Below are 18,113 nucleotides of genomic sequence, written 5' to 3'. Positions count from 1 at the left end.
ATATATTGATACGGTAAATTACTGATGGCTTAATAATATATCAGGCAGCTGATGCTGCCTGATAGGACTTTTTACGCTTTCGGTTTAAAGCGCAATAGCCGGTTGGCATTGCTGACGACGGTAATGGAAGACAGCGCCATTGCCGCGCCCGCTACTACCGGGTTTAACAAGGTACCGGTAAACGGCCACAGAATACCGGCGGCCACCGGGATACCAATGCTGTTGTAGATAAATGCGCCAAGCAGGTTTTGCTTCATATTGCGCAACGTCGCGCGCGAAATGGCCAGCGCATCCGCCACGCCCATCAGACTATGGCGCATCAGCGTAATCGCCGCGGTTTCAATCGCCACATCGCTGCCGCCGCCCATCGCGATACCGACGTCCGCCTGCGCCAGCGCGGGCGCATCGTTGATACCATCGCCGACCATCGCAACCTGACGACCCTGGCTTTGCAGGCGTTTAATCGCATCGGCTTTGCCATCCGGCAGAACGCCCGCAATGACTTCGTCAATACCCGCTTCTTTGGCAATTGCGTTAGCCGTCGTTGGGTTATCCCCGGTGAGCATTACCAGACGGTATCCGGCGTTGTGCAGGCGTTCAAGCGCGGCAATACTATCGCTGCGCAATGGATCGCGTACCGCCAGTAACGCCGCCGCTTTACCGTCAATCGCCAGCAGGACCGGAGTCGAGCCTTGCGAGGCCTGCGCGGTGATTTCCGCCGTCATATCATCCGTGGCGACGTGCTGTTCGTTCAGCAACGCCTGGTTCCCCAGAAGCAGTTGATGGCCTTCCGCTTCACCGCTGACGCCCAGTCCGCGCAGAGTTCTGAAACCGTTCACCTGCGGCAGTTTATCGTCGCCGGCTTTTTCCAGAATCGCATGGGCCAGCGGGTGGCTGGAGCCTTGTTCGAGCGCGGCTGCCAGACGTAATGCCTGAGCTTCCTCAACGCCGTTAAAGGTTTTTACCGCCACCACTTGCGGCTTGCCTTCCGTCAGCGTCCCGGTTTTATCAAAAACGAGGGTATCCAACGTACTGGCGCGTTGCAGGGCATCGGCGTCGCGTACCAGCACGCCGAATTCGGCAGCGCGGCCTACGCCGGAAATAATCGACATTGGCGTCGCCAGGCCTAATGCGCAAGGGCAGGCGATAATCAGTACGGTGGTGGCGATGACCAGCGTATAAACAATTTGCGGCGCCGGTCCGAAGAAATACCAGATAGCGGCGCTGAACAGCGCAATGGCCACGACGACGGGAACGAATACCGCGGAGATTTTATCGGCCAGTTGGCCAATTTCCGGTTTACTGCTTTGCGCCTGGCGTACCATGCGAATAATGCGTGACAGCGTGGTATGACTGCCCACCGCGCTGGCGCGGAACAGGACGCTGCCGTCCTGGACGACGGTGCCGGCATGAACGCTGTCGCCTTCGCCTTTTTGCTGCGGAATGGGTTCGCCGGTCAGCATGGCTTCATCAAGCCACGCTTCGCCCTGGGTAATTTCGCCATCCACCGGCACGCGATCGCCGGTAGTGAGCCGCAGTAGCATCCCTGGCTGAACGTCCGCCAGCGGGACGCTTTTTTCGCCGTCTTCTGTCACGACGCGTGCGGTGGGCGGGGTGAGATCGAGTAATTTTTCCAGCGCTTTTGAGGAACGCTGACGGGCGCGCGCTTCCAGCATGTGTCCGAGATTAATCAGACCGATAATCATCGCGCTGGCTTCGTAATAGAGGTGCCGCGCTTCCATCGGGAACCACTGCGGCCACAGGTTGACGCTCATGGAGTAGAGCCAGGCGACCCCGGTGCCGAGCGCCACCAGCGTATCCATCGTCGCCGTGCCGTTCAGCAGGCTTTTCCACGCGTTACGGTAAAAGTGACCGCCCGCAAAGACCATCACCGCAAGCGTGATCAGGCCAATAGCCAGCCACAGGCTGCGGTTGTCGCCGGTCACCATCATGTTATCGCCGATCATCCCCCAGACCATGACCGGTATACCGACCGCCAGGGCGACGATGGCCTGCCAGCGAAAACGTTTCATGGTGGCGATGGCGGTTTCCTGCTGGCGCTCGCGGCGTTTGATGTCATCTTCAATCGCCTCTGCGCCGTAGCCAGCTTTTTCCACCGCCTGCACTAAATCAGCGGCGGACGCGCTGCCCATCACCAGCGCAGTGCGTTCCGCCAGGTTTACCCGTGCCTGCGTGACGCCCGGTACGCTTTGTAGCGCATGTTGTACGCGGGTGACACAACTGGCGCAGCTCATGCCGCTTAACAGCAACTGTTGGCTTTCTTCATCGGCCGTCGCTACCGGAAGCTCATGAGGAACCGCTGCCAGTGCTTCCGACGGGATTGATGACTCTGTCAGCGGTTTAGCCTTTGGGTGGCTTAACGTCGCGCCATACCCGGCTTGTTTGATGGTTTCAATTAACGCGTCCGCACTGGCGGTACCGGTAACGTGCGCTTCGGTTACGGTGACGTCCGCCAGCTCAACATCCGGACGTTGTTCAAGACTTTCTTTCACGCGTTTAACGCAATGACCGCAGGACAAACCGTCCAGGGTCAGGTCGATAGTTTGAGACATAGTAAAAACTCCTTTATGATTGGTCATCAATTCATTGACCTTAGTAATCGTAGTGACTCACTGTGATAAAGGTTAAACCTTCCAGCAAGGTTAAGGTCAAGGGGGAAATATGAATATTAGCGATGTGGCGAAAAAAACCGGTTTAACCAGCAAAGCCATTCGGTTTTATGAAGAGAAAGGGCTGGTGACGCCGCCATTACGTAGCGAAAATGGTTATCGCACCTACACGCAGAAGCATTTAAACGAGCTGACGTTGCTGCGACAGGCGAGGCAGGTGGGGTTTAATCTGGAAGAGTGTGGCGAACTGGTCAATCTGTTTAACGATCCGCGACGCCATAGCGCAGATGTGAAAAAGCGGACGCTGGAAAAGGTCGCGGAGATCGAGCGCCATATCAGCGAGCTGCAATCAATGCGCGATCAACTGCTGGCGCTGGCGGAGAGTTGTCCCGGCGATGACAGCGCCGACTGCCCGATTATTGATAATCTTTCCGGCTGCTGTCATCACAAGGCGCAAAAGCCACGTTGATTAAACGGCGCGAATGCGTAGGGTGATGCCTTCCACGGCGATCACTTCGACATGCGTACCTGCGCGCAGGTCTTCGTCAGCGCATACCGGCCACGAGCTGTCGCCGACACGCATATGACCCCGTCCGTTCACTAACGCGGCATCAAGCATAAACCGGCGGCCTACCAGTTGTTGTCCGCGTTGGTTAAGGCGGCTGTCGGTCGGCTTTTGTTCCCGCACGCGACGCGCCAGCCAGCGCCACCAAAGCCAGGCCGCCAGTAACGTTAAGGCCGCAAACAGCACGCCCTGCCATTCCCAGCCGAGCGGTAAGAGCCAGACGGTTAAGCCGGTAATCACTGCCGCCACGCCGCTCCACAGCAAATAGCCGTTACCGCCGAGCATTTCCGCAGCCAACAATAGGCCGCCGAGGCTAAGCCAGAAGATATGCGGATGCACCAGAATCATCGCTATCATGCTTTTTTCCGTTCGCTGGCGCTGTCCTTAACCAGCTCGCTGATCCCGGCGATAGCGCCCATCAGACTGCTGGCATCCAACGGCATCATGACCACTTTGCTGTTATTCGCCGAGCCGATTTGCTGTAACGCTTCGGTGTATTTCTGCGCCACAAAGTAGTTTATCGCCTGAATATCCCCGGCGGCGATGGCTTCAGACACCATCTGCGTAGCGCGGGCTTCCGCTTCGGCGGAACGTTCGCGCGCTTCCGCCTGCAGGAAAGCGGACTGACGTTCGCCTTCAGCTTTCAGAATCTGCGACTGTTTTTCCCCCTCGGCTTTCAGGATTTCCGCCTGACGTACCCCTTCGGCCTCAAGGATATAGGCGCGTTTGGTACGTTCCGCTTTCATCTGGGCGTTCATCGAGGAGATCAATTCCGCGGGCGGGCGGACATCGCGAATTTCGATACGGGTAACTTTAATTCCCCACGGGTTGGTGGCTTCATCGACAATATGCAGCAGCCGCGTGTTGATGCTGTCGCGCTGGGAGAGCATTTCATCCAGCTCCATCGAACCGAGCACCGTACGGATATTGGTCATGGTCAGGTTAATGATCGCCAGTTCCAGGTTACTGACTTCATAGGCGGCGCGCGGCGCATCGATAACCTGAATAAAACAGACCGCATCGATAGTGACGTTGGCGTTATCTTTTGAGATCACCTCCTGCGACGGAATATCCAGCACTTGCTCCATCATATTGATCTTGCGACCAATTCTGTCCATAAACGGTACAACAAGGCTTAATCCCGGCTGCAGGGTTTTGGTGTAACGTCCAAAGCGCTCCACCGTCCACTGGTACCCCTGCGGAACGATTTTGACGCCCGCGCCGACGATCACCAGCGCGACGAAAATGAGAATAGGGATAAGAATGAGCATAGCTAAACCTCCTGTTGCGTTGTCCATAAACCGATTTTGCTGACGAATTAAGCGAATTATACCTGATTCAGTAAAGCATGTTCCCCCCTTATTAATTACAGGGATACACTATCGCTATAAAAATATGAACAACGGATGCGCAATAAATGACAGAACGTAGCATGTTGCTTGAGTTAAAGCAGGTCGGTTACCGGACTGCGACGACAAAAATAGTGAATAACATCAGTTTTACGCTGCAACGCGGCGAATTTAAGTTAATTACCGGTCCTTCTGGCTGCGGAAAAAGTACGTTGTTGAAAATGGTGGCCTCGTTAATAAGCCCTGATATCGGCGTGATTCTTTTTGAGGGGCAGGATATTACTACTCTGAGTCCGGAAGCCTATCGCCAGCAGGTTTCTTATTGCGCTCAGACGCCAGCGCTATTTGGCGATACGGTTTACGATAACCTGATTTTTCCCTGGCAAATTCGCCATCAGCGCCCGCAGCCGACAGCCTTCGCAGACGATCTGGCGCGTTTTGAACTGCCGGAGACGATTCTGCAAAAACCGATTACCGCGCTTTCCGGCGGAGAAAAACAGCGTATTGCTCTAATTCGTAATCTACAGTTTCTGCCGAAAATACTGTTACTCGACGAAATAACCAGCGCGCTGGATGAACATAACAAACGGAATGTGAATGATATTATTCATCGCTATGTTCGCGATAAGCAGGTCGCTGTCTTGTGGGTAACGCATGATAAAGATGAAATTCAACACGCGGATAAGGTGATAACGTTAACGCCATCTGCCGGAGAGATGCAGGAGGCGCGTTATGAACGAGCATAATATTACCAATACCTCGCTGGCGTTATCGATGCTGCTGGTGGTGGTCGCGATGCTCATCAGTCACAAGGAAAAGCTGGCGCTGGAAAAAGATATTCTGTGGAGCGTATGCCGGGCGGTGATACAGCTCATTATTGTCGGCTATGTACTGAAATACATCTTTGGCGTTAATCATGCCGCCCTGACGCTGCTGATGGTGCTGTTCATCTGTTTTAACGCCGCCTGGAACGCGCAAAAGCGCAGTAAATATATCGATAAGGCATTTCTCTCCTCGTTTATCGCCATCACCGTCGGCGCCGGACTAACGCTGACGGTACTGGTGCTTACCGGTTCGATTGAATTTGCGCCGATGCAGGTGATTCCCATCGCTGGCATGGTCGCCGGTAATGCGATGGTAGCGGTAGGGCTGTGCTACAACCAACTGGGGCTACGTTTTCATAGCGAGCAGCAGCAAATACAGGAAAAGTTAAGTTTGGGCGCAACGCCGAAAATGGCCTCCGCCGGGCTTATCCGCGATAGTATCCGCGCATCGCTTATCCCGACGATCGACTCGGCAAAGACCGTTGGGCTGGTGAGCCTGCCGGGGATGATGTCCGGGCTGATTTTTGCCGGGATCGATCCGGTAAAAGCGATTAAATATCAAATTATGGTAACGTTTATGCTGTTGTCGACAGCCAGCCTGTCTACCATCATTGCCTGCTATTTAACCTACCGGAAGTTCTATAATTCGCGTCATCAGTTGGTAGTGATGCCGCTCAAGAAATCATGATAGTTGCCGGATGATGGCGCAAGCGCCTTATCCGGCCTGAGGACGACAGGTAGGCCAGATAAGCGCGCCATCAGGCAAGAGAGGATTAATACAGTAGCGCGTACAACTGGCGGCGGTATTTCGACGCCAGCGCATCGCCGGTGCCGAGCGCGGCAAGGATCTCCTGGAAGGTTTTGCGCGTCTGTCCCTCGGCGGCGGCAAGATCTTTTCTCAGATGGCTGAACAGCAATTCCAGCGCTTCTTCATTACGTCCGACCTGGTGCAACTGCAACGCCAGTTGCGTTGCCAAAGCCGCATCCTGCGGATTCTCCGCGACTTGCTGCTGAAGTTGCTGAATTTCCGGCGTATCCGCCGCCTGTTTAAGCAGTTCGATCTGCGCAACCAGCCCCTGATAACGGGTATCCTGATCCTGTAGCGGTATAGTTTTTAACACCGCTTCGGCCTCTTCAGAGCGGTTCAGCGCAATTTGCGCTTCCGCCAGTAACAGGCCAATCTCACCGTTCTGCGAAGAGAGCTGCCAGGCGTCTTTGAGCAACGGCAGCGCGTCAATGTAGTTGCCCTCCTGCATTAACTGCATCGCTTGTTGCGCTTTTAGCTCTTCTTCACGCGGCAGTACTTTATCCAGCAGAGCGCGGATCGCCTCTTCCGGCTGCGGCCCCTGGAAACCATCGACCGGTTGGCCATTCTGGAACAGATAGACTGTCGGGATGGCGCGCAGACCAAACTGAGCGGCGATCATCTGTTCGGCGTCGCAGTCCAGCTTTGCCAGAATAAACTGACCGTGGTACTGGGCAGCCAGACTTTCCAGCACTGGCGTTAATTGCAGACAGTGTTGGCTGCGTTCAGACCAGAAATAGAACAGTACCGGCGTGGTCATGGACTGCTCTAAGGTCTGCTGCAGGTTGGATTCATTAATATTGACAATGTTCTGTACGGACATGGCGTCGCTCTCTTTTGTCTGTGTCACGTTTACATGGGGGCTGACTGGCGCGCTTCAACTCAGCTTTGTAAAATTTTATCCAGCATCCGGCCCGGCAATATGCGTTTCAGCGCCATCACCGCCCAGGTGACCAGCGTAACGGGATAGCGCAGCCTGGGTTTATCGCTTGCAAAAGCATGACGAACTTTCGCTACTACCGCGTCAGGATCGCGGGTGAAACGTGCGGCGATGCCGGGATTTTCTACCGGTTTATCACGCTGCGTCTGGTTAACGTTATCCGTAAAACGGGTACGAATCGGCCCCGGTTCTATCAGGCTCACTTTAATGCCTGTGTGTCGTAGCTCCATACGTAGCGCGTCAGACCAGGCTTCGAGCGCATATTTGCTGGCGGCGTAAGCGCCGCGCCCTGGGGTGGAAATCAGCCCCATCACCGATGAGGTCATCACAATGCGTCCTTCGCCATGCGGCAACATGGCGGGAAGTAAGCGCATAGTAAGCTGATGCGCGCCGAAGAAATTACTGGAAAACTGTTGCTCCATCTGCTCACGGCTGATGGTGGAAAGGGGGCCATATACGCCGTAGCCGGCATTGTTAAAGATCCCATACAGACGATTATCGGTCAGGGCGATCACTTCATCGGCGGCACGATCCACGCTTTCAGGGGAGTCGAGATCGATCAACACGCCGGTAAATCCCATACTGTTCATCCGGGCGACATCATCAGGTTTGCGGCAGCCCGCCAGGATTTGAAAGCCCTGGCGTTTAAGCTCAAGCGCGCTGTCCAGACCGATTCCGCTGGAACATCCTGTTATTAAGACCGATTTTTGCATAACTTTACCTGTCAGGATCTCCGTTGATTTAAGAGTCGTGGTTAACTATATCCGTCATACTTCAAGTTGCCTGTGCGTTCGTTTACTCCAGTCACATAGGTATCTATGCTCCTGGAAATTCTCTTACGTGCCGCCTTCATGCAACTCGAATTATTCAGGAGAGAAAAGGGGTCAACTGCTTCGCCATCCAGTCGGCAATAAACGGCTGGGCGTCGCGGTTGGGATGAATGCCGTCATCCTGCATCCACTGTGGTTTCAGATATACCTCTTCCATAAAAAACGGTAACAGAGGAATATCGAACTCTTTGGCGAGCTTAGGATAAATGGCGCTAAAGGATTCATTATAACGGCGACCGTAGTTAGCGGGCAGATGAATTTGCATCAGTAACGGTTGGGCATCGGCGGCTTTCACCGTCTGAATGATTTTACGTAGCGTCTGTTCGGTTTGCGCAGGCGCAAAACCGCGTAGGCCATCGTTGCCGCCAAGTTCCACCACTACCCAGCGCGGGTGATGCTGTTGCAACAGCGCCGGCAAACGCGCCAGTCCCTGCTGCGAGGTATCACCGCTTATACTGGCATTAACGACCGACGTTTTGTTTTGCCATTTATCATTAAGGAGCGACGGCCATGCCGCGCTGGCGGCCATACGGTAACCGGCGCTGAGGCTATCGCCCAGAATTAATAAGGTGTCTGCGGCGGCGGCACGGAAAGTTAACAGGATCAAAAACAGGAAGGGCAAATGCCAGCGGAAAACAGTGTTGAAGTTCATCGTCTCAGGAAGTCCGTCGGTCAGGGTGAGCATGAGCTTTCCATCCTTACCGGAGTTGAACTGGTTGTCAAACGCGGTGAAACCATTGCGCTGATTGGCGAATCAGGATCGGGAAAATCTACGCTGCTGGCGATTCTCGCCGGACTGGATGACGGCAGTAGCGGAGAGGTCAGTCTGGTCGGGAAACCGCTTCACCAGATGGACGAAGAGGCGCGGGCGCAGCTTCGCGCTCAGCATGTCGGTTTTGTTTTTCAATCCTTTATGCTTATTCCTACGCTTAACGCGCTGGAAAACGTTGAGCTACCGGCCCTGCTACGCGGTGAAAACAGCGGTCAGAGTAAGGCGGGGGCGAAAGCGCTGCTCGAACAACTGGGACTGGGAAAACGGCTTGACCACCTTCCGGCACAGCTTTCCGGCGGCGAACAGCAGCGCGTAGCGCTGGCGCGCGCGTTTAACGGGCGTCCTGATGTGCTGTTTGCCGATGAGCCGACGGGCAACCTTGACCGTCAGACCGGAGATAAAATCGCCGACCTGCTATTTTCGCTTAACCGCGAGCATGGCACCACGCTGATTCTGGTGACGCACGACCCGGCGCTGGCGGCGCGCTGCGACCGGCGGCTGCGGTTGGTCAACGGTCAGTTACAGGAGGAGGCATGATAGCTCGCTGGTTCTGGCGCGAATGGCGCTCGCCGTCGCTGATTATTGTCTGGCTGGCGTTGAGTCTGGCGGTGGCCTGCGTACTGGCGCTCGGCAGTATCAGCGACCGGATGGAAAAAGGGTTAAGTCAGCAAAGCCGCGAGTTTATGGCAGGCGATCGGACGCTGCAAAGTTCGCGGGAGGTACCGAAAGCCTGGCTTGAAGAGGCGCGTAAACGCGGCCTTAACGTGGGCGAGCAGTTAACCTTTGCGACCATGACGTTTGCCGGCGATACGCCGCAACTGGCCAGCGTGAAGGCGGTAGATAGCGTTTATCCGATGTACGGCGAATTGCAAACCCGTCCAGGCGGAGTGAAACCGCAGCCGGGTAGCGTACTGCTGGCGCCGCGTCTGATGGCGCTGCTTAATTTGAAAACGGGCGATACCATTGATGTCGGCGACGTGACCTTGCGTATTGCCGGTGAAGTGGTGCAGGAGCCGGATTCCGGGTTTAACCCTTTTCAGATGGCGCCGCGTCTGATGATGAATATGGCCGATGTGGCAAAAACCGGTGCGATACAGCCGGGGAGCCGCGTGATGTGGCGGTATAAATTCGGCGGAACGCCGCAACAGCTTGCTGGCTATGAAAGCTGGCTGTTACCGCAGCTTAAACCGGAACATCGCTGGTACGGACTGGAGCAGGATGACGGGGCATTGGGGAAATCGCTCGAACGTTCGCAGCAGTTTTTGCTGCTTTCGGCGTTATTAACGCTACTGCTGGCGGTAGCTGCCGTCGCGGTGGCGATGAGCCATTACTGCCGTAGCCGCTACGATCTGGTGGCGATTTTAAAAACGTTGGGCGCGGGCCGGGCCCAGTTGCGTAAACTTATTATCGGACAGTGGTTGACGGTGCTGGGGCTTTCCGCCGTCACGGGAGGCGCGATTGGGTTACTGTTTGAAAACATATTGCTGGTGCTGCTAAAACCGGTACTGCCCGCCGATTTGCCGCCCGCCAGCCTGTGGCCCTGGCTGTGGGCGCTGGGCGCGATGACGGTCATCTCTCTGCTGGTCGGTTTACGGCCTTATCGATTGTTGCTGGCGACCCAGCCGCTACGGGTGCTGCGCCGCGATGTTGTCGCTCGCGTCTGGCCGTTAAAAATTTATTTGCCTGTCGCCTGCGCCGTCGTGGTGGCGCTGCTCGCCGGATTGATGGGCGGAAGCATGCTGTTGTGGGCGGTTCTGGCGGGCGCCGTGATACTGGCACTGCTGTGCGGTCTGGTGGGCTGGATGCTGCTTAACGTGCTGCGCGGCATGACGTTGACGTCGCTACCGCTGCGTCTGGCCGTCAGCCGACTTCTGCGTCAGCCGTGGTCAACGTTGAGTCAGCTTTCGGCGTTTTCGCTTTCGTTTATGCTGCTGGCGCTCTTGCTGGTGCTGCGCGGCGATCTCCTCGATCGCTGGCAACAGCAGCTCCCGCCGGAAAGTCCGAACTATTTCCTTATCAATATTGCTTCAGAACAGGTTGCGCCGCTGAAAGCCTTTTTGGCGGAACATCAGGTGATTCCGCAGACGTTTTATCCGATTGTGCGGGCGCGGTTAACGAAGATAAACGGTAATCCGACGGAAGGTCAGCAGGATGAGTCGCTCAACCGTGAACTGAATTTGACCTGGCAGGATACGCGCCCGGCGCATAATCCGCTGGTCGCCGGTCACTGGCCGCCAAAACCGGGCGAAGTCTCTATGGAAGAGGGGCTGGCGAAGCGGCTGAACGTCAAACTCGGCGATAGCGTAACCTTTATGGGCGATACCCAGGCATTTAGCGCTAAAGTCACCAGCCTGCGTCAAGTGGACTGGGAAAGCCTGCGGCCCAACTTTTTCTTCATTTTTCCTTCCGGGGCGCTGGACGGGCAACCACAAAGCTGGTTGACCAGTTTTCGCTGGGAGAATGGCAACGGCATGTTAACGCAGCTTAACCGCGAGTTTCCTACCGTCAGCCTGTTAGATATCGGGGCGATCCTGAAACAGGTGGGACAGGTGCTGGAGCAGGTCAGTCGGGCGCTGGAGGTGATGGTTGTGCTAGTCACCCTCTGCGGCATGTTGCTATTACTGGCTCAGGTACAGGTCGGGATGCGTCAGCGCCATCAGGAGCTGGTGGTGTGGCGCACGTTAGGAGCCGGAAAGAAACTGTTGCGTACCACACTCTGGTGCGAATTCGCCATGCTGGGGTTAGTTGCCGGGCTGGTCGCCGCGATTGGCGCGGAAACGGCGCTGGCGATCTTACAAATCAACGTTTTTGATTTCCCCTGGGAGCCGGACTGGCGTTTATGGGGCGCACTGCCGTTTTGCGGCGCGCTGCTGCTTTCAGTATGCGGCGGCTGGCTTGGCGTTCGTTTGCTGAAAGGCAAAGCGCTATTCCGCCAGTTTAGCGGATGATTCATGATGTGAATAATTTCGCGCCGGTTTTTAAAACGGCGCGTACTTTTTTAGTCGCACAAATTGATAACTCCTTGATTTTTAGTAGCACAAATCATTAAAAAATACACAACACGTAAGGTTTTATAACAGTTATTATTTGCCTGCTAAATGATTTGGATTGGCTATCTATCAAGGAAAATATAATGACAATTAAAATAACAGCGTTGGCGGCATCGATCGGCGCGGCAGTGGCTTTCATGCCTTTCGCCACTCAGGCGGAAATCACCGTTTTAAAACAAGATCCCCAGGCGGGTAATCCACTCAGCCGACTCAATTTCACCGTCGGCGGGAGTATTCGTCCGCAGTTCCAGAATATGACCGGCAATGACGGCGCGAACGGTTATAAACGTAATGGTTTTGATGGCGGGACGCGTTTCCGCTTCGCCGCGGATTATTATCTGTTTGATGATATCAGTTGGATTAGCTATTACGAGCTGGGCGTCAATATCCCTGCGGTATTTGACTGGGATAACCATTATGCGAAGGGCGCGACTGATACCACTCGCCGTATGCTGTATACCGGCTTCAAGAGCGCGACGTGGGGAACGCTGACCTTCGGTCAACAGAACAGCATTTATTACGATGTGGTGGGCGTAAAAACCGATATCTGGGATTACGACATGATAGGTCAGGCGCCGGGCAACGGGATTAACGGCGACTACGATGGTTCTTATCGCACGCGTAAGTCATTGAAGTATAAGAAAAGCATTGGCAATGTCGATCTCTACGCATCTTATCTGTTCAGCGACGATTATAATGCCAATAACGGCCTGAATTACAAGCGTAAAGGCGGCGGTTCTTTAGGCGCGGATTACCATCTCACTGGCGATCTGACCTGGGGGACGGCATGGAACTATACCCGTGCGGAGATGCGCGGCAACGGCAATAAAACTTACGATCAAAATATTGTCGGTACCGCATTAAGCTGGACGCCGGAAAACTGGACTATCGCCGCAGGCGGCGGTTGGTATCAGAACTTTATGACGACCAAAAAAGTATCTGTGAATGATTACTTTGCCGGCGATGCGTGGGGTCTGGAATATTTTGTCGGTTACGCTTTCCCGATTGGTCAGTATGCCGTGAAAGCTATTCAACCGTACTTTATGGGCGACCGCATTGAATATGTGAATGGCCGCGACTATCTGCGTACCGATAACGGCGTGGGGATCACCTTCCAACTGGATTATGGTTTCCGCGTTGATTATGAACATGTTTTCACCTCCAGCACTGACAATCTGGGCGATATGAACCTGGTGCGTCTGCGTTACGATTTCTAAAGCGTTTTCCTCTGCCGGATGTTGGCGTTAAGACCTCTTATCCGGCATTTCCCTTTACGCCATTCCCGCCTGACACACGCCTGAGCGCCTGCCTCGTACATTTAACGACACACCAGGAAACATCATGAAATAATTTCAAGGACAGCAGGCTGTGATCTGTGTCATGTTAAGAAATAGCCTTTCGTTTGGGCCAAAACAGACGATGCCGCATGAACGGCATCCGGCACAGCATCACACTATTTAAAATGGAGAAATTATGGGATTGCGTCAGAGTTTACGCATTGCGGCCAGCACGCTATTACTGGCCTGCGGATTACAGTTTGCCCATGCCGATGGTTCCCCGCAAACGATCGTATTTGGCGTCGCGCCAGGGCCGTATGGCGACATGGTGAAGCAGGCGATTGCGCCGACATTAAAAGAAAAAGGGTATAAGGTTGTGGTGCGCGAGTTTAGCGACTATGTCCAGCCCAATATGGCGTTAGCTAACGGCAGCATCGACGCCAACCTCTTTCAACATACCCTCTATTTTGACAAATTCACCGCTGACAAAGGGCTGAAGCTCAGCAAACTTATTGTGGTACCGACCGCCGGGATGGGCTTCTATTCACGTAAAATCAACAGCCTGGATGCGCTTAAAAAAGGGGACATTATTACTCTCTCCAACGATCCGACCAACCTGGCGCGCGGCCTTCGCTTCCTGCAATCGTTGGGGCTTATCACGATTAAGGACAATATCGATCCGACCAAAGCCTCTGAACGAGATATCGCCAGCAATCCAAAAGGACTGGTTTTCAAACCGCTGGAAGCCGCACAGCTACCGCGCACGCTGGATGGCGTGACCGGCGCGCTGGTTAACGGGAACTTTGCGGTGGCGGCAGGACTCGATCTCTCCAGCGCGATTAAGCAGGAACACCTGGATGAGAATCTGAAAAATATCATTGCGGTACGCAGTGAAGATGCCGATAAGCCGTTTGCCAAAGATATTGTCGAGGCGGTGAAATCGCCGGCTTATCGCGCGGTCATCGACGATCCAAAGAATATTTATAACGCCTTCCAGAAACCGGAATGGATGACCGCGACCCCCTGATCGCAGCGGTGGCCATCCCCAATTTCTGAGGTGAATATGATTGAAATAGAAAAAGTCTGCGTCGATTTTACCGCCGGTCGCGGTACCCCCACGCGCGCGGTGGATGATGTGAGCCTGCATATCGCCGCGGGCGAGATTTTTGGCATTGTCGGTACCAGCGGCGCAGGCAAAAGCACTCTGCTGCGTACCCTGAACGCCTTAACGCGTCCCAGCCAGGGGCGCGTCAACGTTAACGGCGTGGAAATTTCGGCGCTGGACGGAAAAGCGTTACGCCAGGCGCGGCAGCGTATTGGTATGATTTTCCAGCATTTTAACTTAATGCATACCCGGACAGTGGCGCAAAACGTTGCGTTTAGCCTGAAAGCGGCTGGCTGGGAACGCAGCAAAATCGCGCCACGGGTGGCGGAAATTTTAACGCTGGTGGGCCTTGCCGATAAAGCGAACCGTTTTCCAGTACAGCTCAGCGGCGGGCAAAAACAGCGGGTGGGGATAGCGCGCGCCATCGCTAACCATCCGGATGTTTTGCTGTGTGACGAACCGACTTCCGCGCTGGATCTGGAAACTTCCGCCACGATTCTGGCCCTGCTCAGACAGATCAACGCACAGCTCGGGATTACTATTGTACTGATCACCCATGAAATGAACGTGATCAAATCTATTTGCGATCGCGTGGCGGTGATGTCGGGCGGTAAGGTTGTGGAATCGGGCGAGGTGTTTGATGTGTTTGCCCACCCGCAACACGCTTTCACACAGCAACTGGTGTCTCATACCCTTAATTTGACCCTGCCGGAACGTTTACGGGAACACCTGCCCGGGCAGTTGCTGAAAATTTTGTTTATCGGCGATTCGGCGGAGCAGCCGGTACTGTCGGAGGTGGCGATCAAGTTTGGCGTCGCGGTCAATATCCTGCATGGCAAGATTGAGTATATCGGCGAACGCGCGTTGGGCATTCTGGTGGTGCAATTAACCGCGCCGCATAATCCAACGGCGGTGGCCGCCGCCGTGGAGCATATCCGTCAACGTACCGCACAGGTGGAGGTGATCCGTGGATGATTTATTGCCGGATTTAACGCTGGCGTTCAATGAAACTTTCCAGATGTTGAGTATTTCAACGGTGCTGGCGATTCTTGGCGGTCTACCGCTCGGTTTTCTGATTTTTGTCACCGATCGTCATCTGTTTTGGCAGAACCGTTTTATTTATCTCGTCGCCTCGGTTCTGGTGAATATTATCCGCTCGGTGCCATTTGTTATTTTACTGGTGCTGTTACTGCCGCTAACGCAGCTTTTGCTGGGCAATACCATTGGCCCGATTGCGGCCTCCGTCCCGCTATCGGTGGCCGCAATCGCGTTTTATGCACGCCTGGTAGATAGCGCGCTCCGTGAAGTCGATAAAGGGATTATTGAGGCGGCGCTGGCATTCGGCGCTAGTCCGATGCGTATTATCTGTACCGTACTGTTGCCGGAAGCCAGCGCAGGGCTGCTGCGCGGCCTGACGATTACATTGGTAAGCTTAATCGGCTACTCGGCGATGGCCGGGATTGTCGGCGGCGGCGGGGTAGGCGACCTGGCGATTCGCTATGGCTACTACCGTTACGAAACCGAAGTGATGGTTGTTACCGTGGTGGCGTTGATTGTGCTGGTTCAGGTCGTTCAGATGCTGGGCGACTGGCTGGCAAAACGTGCCGACAAGCGCGACAGACACTAAGCCGGCGTCAGCCGGCAATAAAAATAAGCTATTGCGCTTTTAGCCAGTTGGCAACGTCTTGCCATGGGCCGCGAAAAACGATATTCGCGGCTTTTTTCTCCAGTTGATAGCGATACATCGGGTCGTAATATTCGTTAAGTAGCGGAACCAGCCATGCCATATGGCCGTCGGTGCTGCCGCTGGATAATTGCTCCGCCAGCGCCCTATCCAGCGTGTCCGTCAGTTCGGCAAAGCGTTGCAACCCCAGACGGCGGCGAATAGCGAACAGTCCATGATGAAGATATTCACTATACGCCTGCCAACCGGCTTCATCGCCGTAGGCGTGGGTGAAGTCGTGATGCATACGGATGAAATACTCTTCACGCAGTCGTTCCAGACGAAGCGCAAACGGATCTTCCACTACCGCAATGGGGGCCTGCGCCATTCTTTCGCGTAAACACTCAGGCAGATGGTTGGCGCCGATCGTTCGCCCTTCATCTTCCAGTACCCACCTTTTTAGCGTCTGACGCGCGTTAATTTTCAGCAATTCAACGGCAAGTTTGTTTTCAAAACTGGCCTGGCTGAGCTGGGGGTTCAGCGTGCGGCCAAAAGAGGAGCCGCGATGACGCGCGAGACCTTCCAGATCCACGCCGTTGGGCTGTTGTCGCACCAGTTGCGTTTTGCCGCTGCCCGTACAGCCGCCAATTAAAAGTATCGGTTTTTGTGCCAGTTGCCAGGTCGCCTGAATTGCTGTCTGGCGCAGCGCTTTATAGCCGCCTTCAATAAGCGGGCAGTCAATCCCTGTTTCTTGCAGCCAACGTTGTACGATATGTGACCGCTGACCGCCGCGCGCGCAGCACAGATACCCGTTGGGGAAACGTTGATACGCGGCTTTCCAGGCCTCAAGCCGCTGCTGGCGAATGGCGCCGCAAACCAGCCGATGCCCCAGAGCTAACGCCGCATCCGCGCCCTGACGTTTGTAGCAGGTGCCGACGGCGGCCCGCTCGTCATCCATCATCAATGGCAGGTTGATAGCGCCCGGCATGGCGCCCTGTTCAAACTCAATCGGCGCGCGTACATCAATTAAAGGCGTATCGGCAAGGAGGAGCGCGCGATAGTCCTGTGCTTTTTGTCTGTCTTGCATAACGTAAAACGTAACCTTAAATCATCCTTTGCGCTATTTTACGCGCCAATTCGCAAAGTGGCTTGATTTTTAACAGCGTACCGTGTTGAAAATGGATAAAAAACCGGCTATTTCGGGTTGCCGTTGGGTAAATAATTTCACAATGTCTTCTACCGCTTTGCCTCCGCCAAATTTATGCCAGGCGAGGCTTAACGGTGAGGGGGGACGCATCGTCGGAATGGTACAGCTCACCAGTTCGTTTTTGTCGATCAGCGTTTGACAAAGCGGCTGCGGGACAAAACCGATACCGACGCCTGCCAGATGAGCGGCGATTTTGGTTTCCATATCAGGCACGATAATTTCCTTCTGCCCCGGAAGGCGCCAGGCTACCCGCTTGGTCAGCGTACGCGCGCTGTCTTCGATATTAATTGCCGGGAAACGGCGCAACTGCGCTTCTGTTAGAGGCCCGCTGACGTGAGCTAAAGGATGATCCGCGGACATCACAAAACGCCATTGTACGGAACCTAAAGGGTCGAGCATAAAGGTATTAGCCAACGGCTCGGTGCCAGTTACGCCAATCGCCAGCGAAAAACCTTCATACAGGAGCGAATCCCAGACGCCCATATAAATTTGCCGGGAAAAGTGAAACTGAGTGAAAGGGTAACGCGCATTAAGCCACGATAAAAGACTGGCGACCGCTTGCGGGCTATAGAGCAGGTTATTCACCACAATATTGACCTGACGCTCTACGCCGTCGTTAACCTGGCGTAGCTCGTCAGGCATGCTATCCAGCCACGCAAGCCAGTCTTTTGCCTGAGAGAGAAGGTGAGAGCCCGCCGCCGTCAACGAGACGCTTCGCGTTGTGCGAAAGAACAGCCCTACGCCGGTATTTTCCTCCAACAGTTTGATGCGGTAGCTAATGGTTGCCGTGGTTTTACACAGGCGCTCCGCCGCTTTGGAAAAACTCCCCGTTTCGGCAACGCTGATAAAGGTACGCAGTGTTTCCGGGTCAAACATCGTCAGACGCCTCCTTACGATCCTGATAAAACCAGAATTGTTTTCCTATGATTTTTAAGTAGTTTTACATAATAGCCATGTTTGATTTGTGGTCTAAATCTACTTTTGGAAAAATATTCCAACTTTTATGTTGATGTTAAATCCCGAAGGTTTTAGATTGCATGGTATTGAAGCCGGACAGAGTCCAAACCGCGGTTAAACGGAATCGAGCTACAAGGGA

The 18,113-nt window shown here is 54.4% G+C and carries 17 protein-coding genes; 9 read left to right on the top strand and 8 right to left on the bottom strand.

All coding sequences use genetic code 11. From position 1 onward, the window contains the following. Window positions 1-71: 71 nt before the first annotated feature. Entirely contained in the window at window positions 72-2,573 is a 2,502-nt protein-coding gene (gene copA, locus QEN32_RS16035) for a copper-exporting P-type ATPase CopA (RefSeq protein WP_000083913.1), read from the bottom strand. 109 nt (window positions 2,574-2,682) lie between these two features. Here copA and cueR point away from each other — a divergent pair, with 109 nt between their 5' ends. Next, the gene (cueR, locus tag QEN32_RS16030) at window positions 2,683-3,099 is read left to right on the top strand and encodes a Cu(I)-responsive transcriptional regulator (protein WP_001026760.1); all 417 of its coding nucleotides are present in this window, start codon (window positions 2,683-2,685) and stop codon (window positions 3,097-3,099) included. On the opposite strand, the gene QEN32_RS16025 is transcribed toward cueR, so the two are convergent. Together QEN32_RS16025 and QEN32_RS16020 are read right to left on the bottom strand one after the other, a co-directional pair. Further along, window positions 3,100-3,552, bottom strand: a complete 453-nt coding sequence (locus QEN32_RS16025; RefSeq protein ID WP_000561177.1) for an NfeD family protein — start codon at window positions 3,550-3,552, stop codon at window positions 3,100-3,102. Next, complete coding sequence (locus QEN32_RS16020; RefSeq protein ID WP_000906146.1) at window positions 3,549-4,466, bottom strand: SPFH domain-containing protein; 918 nt, start codon at window positions 4,464-4,466, stop codon at window positions 3,549-3,551. Before QEN32_RS16020 ends, QEN32_RS16025 begins: the two co-directional genes overlap by 4 nt. A 146-nt stretch (window positions 4,467-4,612) precedes the next feature. Between QEN32_RS16020 and fetA the strand changes: the two genes are divergently transcribed. Continuing rightward, on the top strand, window positions 4,613-5,290 hold the full coding sequence (gene fetA / locus QEN32_RS16015) for an iron ABC transporter ATP-binding protein FetA (RefSeq protein ID WP_000140195.1): 678 nt from the start codon (window positions 4,613-4,615) through the stop codon (window positions 5,288-5,290). Next, on the top strand, window positions 5,277-6,056 hold the full coding sequence (gene fetB, locus QEN32_RS16010; protein WP_001002130.1) for an iron export ABC transporter permease subunit FetB: 780 nt from the start codon (window positions 5,277-5,279) through the stop codon (window positions 6,054-6,056). The genes fetA and fetB overlap by 14 nt, the downstream gene beginning before the upstream one ends. An 85-nt stretch (window positions 6,057-6,141) precedes the next feature. On the opposite strand, the gene cnoX is transcribed toward fetB, so the two are convergent. The 3 genes from cnoX to tesA all read right to left on the bottom strand — a co-directional run bounded on the left by cnoX (window position 6,142) and on the right by tesA (window position 8,595). Beyond that, entirely contained in the window at window positions 6,142-6,996 is an 855-nt protein-coding gene (gene cnoX / locus QEN32_RS16005; RefSeq protein WP_000116055.1) for a chaperedoxin, read from the bottom strand. 59 nt (window positions 6,997-7,055) lie between these two features. Next, the gene (locus QEN32_RS16000; protein WP_001172802.1) at window positions 7,056-7,826 is read right to left on the bottom strand and encodes an SDR family oxidoreductase; all 771 of its coding nucleotides are present in this window, start codon (window positions 7,824-7,826) and stop codon (window positions 7,056-7,058) included. Window positions 7,827-7,980: 154 nt separating this feature from the next. Continuing rightward, window positions 7,981-8,595: a multifunctional acyl-CoA thioesterase I/protease I/lysophospholipase L1 gene (gene tesA, locus QEN32_RS15995; protein ID WP_001010574.1), complete on the bottom strand. Its 615-nt coding sequence runs from the start codon at window positions 8,593-8,595 to the stop codon at window positions 7,981-7,983. Between tesA and ybbA the strand changes: the two genes are divergently transcribed. The 6 genes from ybbA (at window position 8,566) to QEN32_RS15965 (ending at window position 15,774) form a co-directional block, all read left to right on the top strand. Continuing rightward, a complete protein-coding gene (gene ybbA / locus QEN32_RS15990) occupies window positions 8,566-9,252 on the top strand; it encodes a putative ABC transporter ATP-binding protein YbbA (protein ID WP_001110598.1) in 687 nt (228 codons plus the stop codon). The genes tesA and ybbA overlap by 30 nt on opposite strands. Beyond that, window positions 9,249-11,663: a putative ABC transporter permease subunit YbbP gene (gene ybbP / locus QEN32_RS15985; RefSeq protein ID WP_265321884.1), complete on the top strand. Its 2,415-nt coding sequence runs from the start codon at window positions 9,249-9,251 to the stop codon at window positions 11,661-11,663. The genes ybbA and ybbP overlap by 4 nt, the downstream gene beginning before the upstream one ends. Window positions 11,664-11,848: 185 nt before the next feature. Further along, window positions 11,849-12,982 (top strand): porin, encoded by a 1,134-nt coding sequence (locus tag QEN32_RS15980; protein ID WP_265321885.1) that lies wholly within the window; start codon window positions 11,849-11,851, stop codon window positions 12,980-12,982. 256 nt (window positions 12,983-13,238) lie between these two features. Next, window positions 13,239-14,069, top strand: coding sequence for a MetQ/NlpA family ABC transporter substrate-binding protein (locus QEN32_RS15975; protein ID WP_023216306.1), 831 nt, complete (start codon window positions 13,239-13,241; stop codon window positions 14,067-14,069). A 36-nt stretch (window positions 14,070-14,105) separates the two neighbouring features. Then, window positions 14,106-15,122, top strand: coding sequence for a virulence-associated ABC transporter ATP-binding protein SfbB (gene sfbB / locus QEN32_RS15970; protein ID WP_000569660.1), 1,017 nt, complete (start codon window positions 14,106-14,108; stop codon window positions 15,120-15,122). Beyond that, window positions 15,115-15,774: a methionine ABC transporter permease gene (locus QEN32_RS15965; RefSeq protein ID WP_000342247.1), complete on the top strand. Its 660-nt coding sequence runs from the start codon at window positions 15,115-15,117 to the stop codon at window positions 15,772-15,774. Before sfbB ends, QEN32_RS15965 begins: the two co-directional genes overlap by 8 nt. 28 nt (window positions 15,775-15,802) lie before the next feature. On the opposite strand, the gene mnmH is transcribed toward QEN32_RS15965, so the two are convergent. After that, window positions 15,803-16,897 (bottom strand): tRNA 2-selenouridine(34) synthase MnmH, encoded by a 1,095-nt coding sequence (gene mnmH, locus QEN32_RS15960; protein WP_265321886.1) that lies wholly within the window; start codon window positions 16,895-16,897, stop codon window positions 15,803-15,805. A gap of 69 nt (window positions 16,898-16,966) precedes the next feature. After that, window positions 16,967-17,893: an HTH-type transcriptional activator AllS gene (gene allS, locus QEN32_RS15955; protein WP_000460169.1), complete on the bottom strand. Its 927-nt coding sequence runs from the start codon at window positions 17,891-17,893 to the stop codon at window positions 16,967-16,969. Window positions 17,894-18,113 lie beyond the last annotated feature (220 nt).

Source organism: Salmonella sp. SA14318 (assembly GCF_029866905.1).
Classification (GTDB): Bacteria; Pseudomonadota; Gammaproteobacteria; order Enterobacterales; family Enterobacteriaceae; genus Salmonella; species Salmonella enterica.
Note: the sequence above shows the minus strand (reverse complement) of the source record. Positions and strands in the feature narration are given on the sequence as shown.

Coding starts and splice junctions, on each gene's coding strand:
- cueR (WP_001026760.1), top strand. CDS start 2,683: ATGAATATTAGCGATGTGGCGAAAAAAACCGGTTTAACCAGCAAAGCC.
- QEN32_RS16000 (WP_001172802.1), bottom strand. CDS start 7,826: ATGCAAAAATCGGTCTTAATAACAGGATGTTCCAGCGGAATCGGTCTG.
- sfbB (WP_000569660.1), top strand. CDS start 14,106: ATGATTGAAATAGAAAAAGTCTGCGTCGATTTTACCGCCGGTCGCGGT.
- ybbA (WP_001110598.1), top strand. CDS start 8,566: ATGCCAGCGGAAAACAGTGTTGAAGTTCATCGTCTCAGGAAGTCCGTC.
- mnmH (WP_265321886.1), bottom strand. CDS start 16,897: ATGCAAGACAGACAAAAAGCACAGGACTATCGCGCGCTCCTCCTTGCC.
- cnoX (WP_000116055.1), bottom strand. CDS start 6,996: ATGTCCGTACAGAACATTGTCAATATTAATGAATCCAACCTGCAGCAG.
- ybbP (WP_265321884.1), top strand. CDS start 9,249: ATGATAGCTCGCTGGTTCTGGCGCGAATGGCGCTCGCCGTCGCTGATT.
- QEN32_RS16025 (WP_000561177.1), bottom strand. CDS start 3,552: ATGATAGCGATGATTCTGGTGCATCCGCATATCTTCTGGCTTAGCCTC.
- copA (WP_000083913.1), bottom strand. CDS start 2,573: ATGTCTCAAACTATCGACCTGACCCTGGACGGTTTGTCCTGCGGTCAT.
- fetB (WP_001002130.1), top strand. CDS start 5,277: ATGAACGAGCATAATATTACCAATACCTCGCTGGCGTTATCGATGCTG.
- allS (WP_000460169.1), bottom strand. CDS start 17,893: ATGTTTGACCCGGAAACACTGCGTACCTTTATCAGCGTTGCCGAAACG.
- QEN32_RS16020 (WP_000906146.1), bottom strand. CDS start 4,466: ATGCTCATTCTTATCCCTATTCTCATTTTCGTCGCGCTGGTGATCGTC.
- QEN32_RS15980 (WP_265321885.1), top strand. CDS start 11,849: ATGACAATTAAAATAACAGCGTTGGCGGCATCGATCGGCGCGGCAGTG.
- fetA (WP_000140195.1), top strand. CDS start 4,613: ATGACAGAACGTAGCATGTTGCTTGAGTTAAAGCAGGTCGGTTACCGG.
- tesA (WP_001010574.1), bottom strand. CDS start 8,595: ATGAACTTCAACACTGTTTTCCGCTGGCATTTGCCCTTCCTGTTTTTG.
- QEN32_RS15975 (WP_023216306.1), top strand. CDS start 13,239: ATGGGATTGCGTCAGAGTTTACGCATTGCGGCCAGCACGCTATTACTG.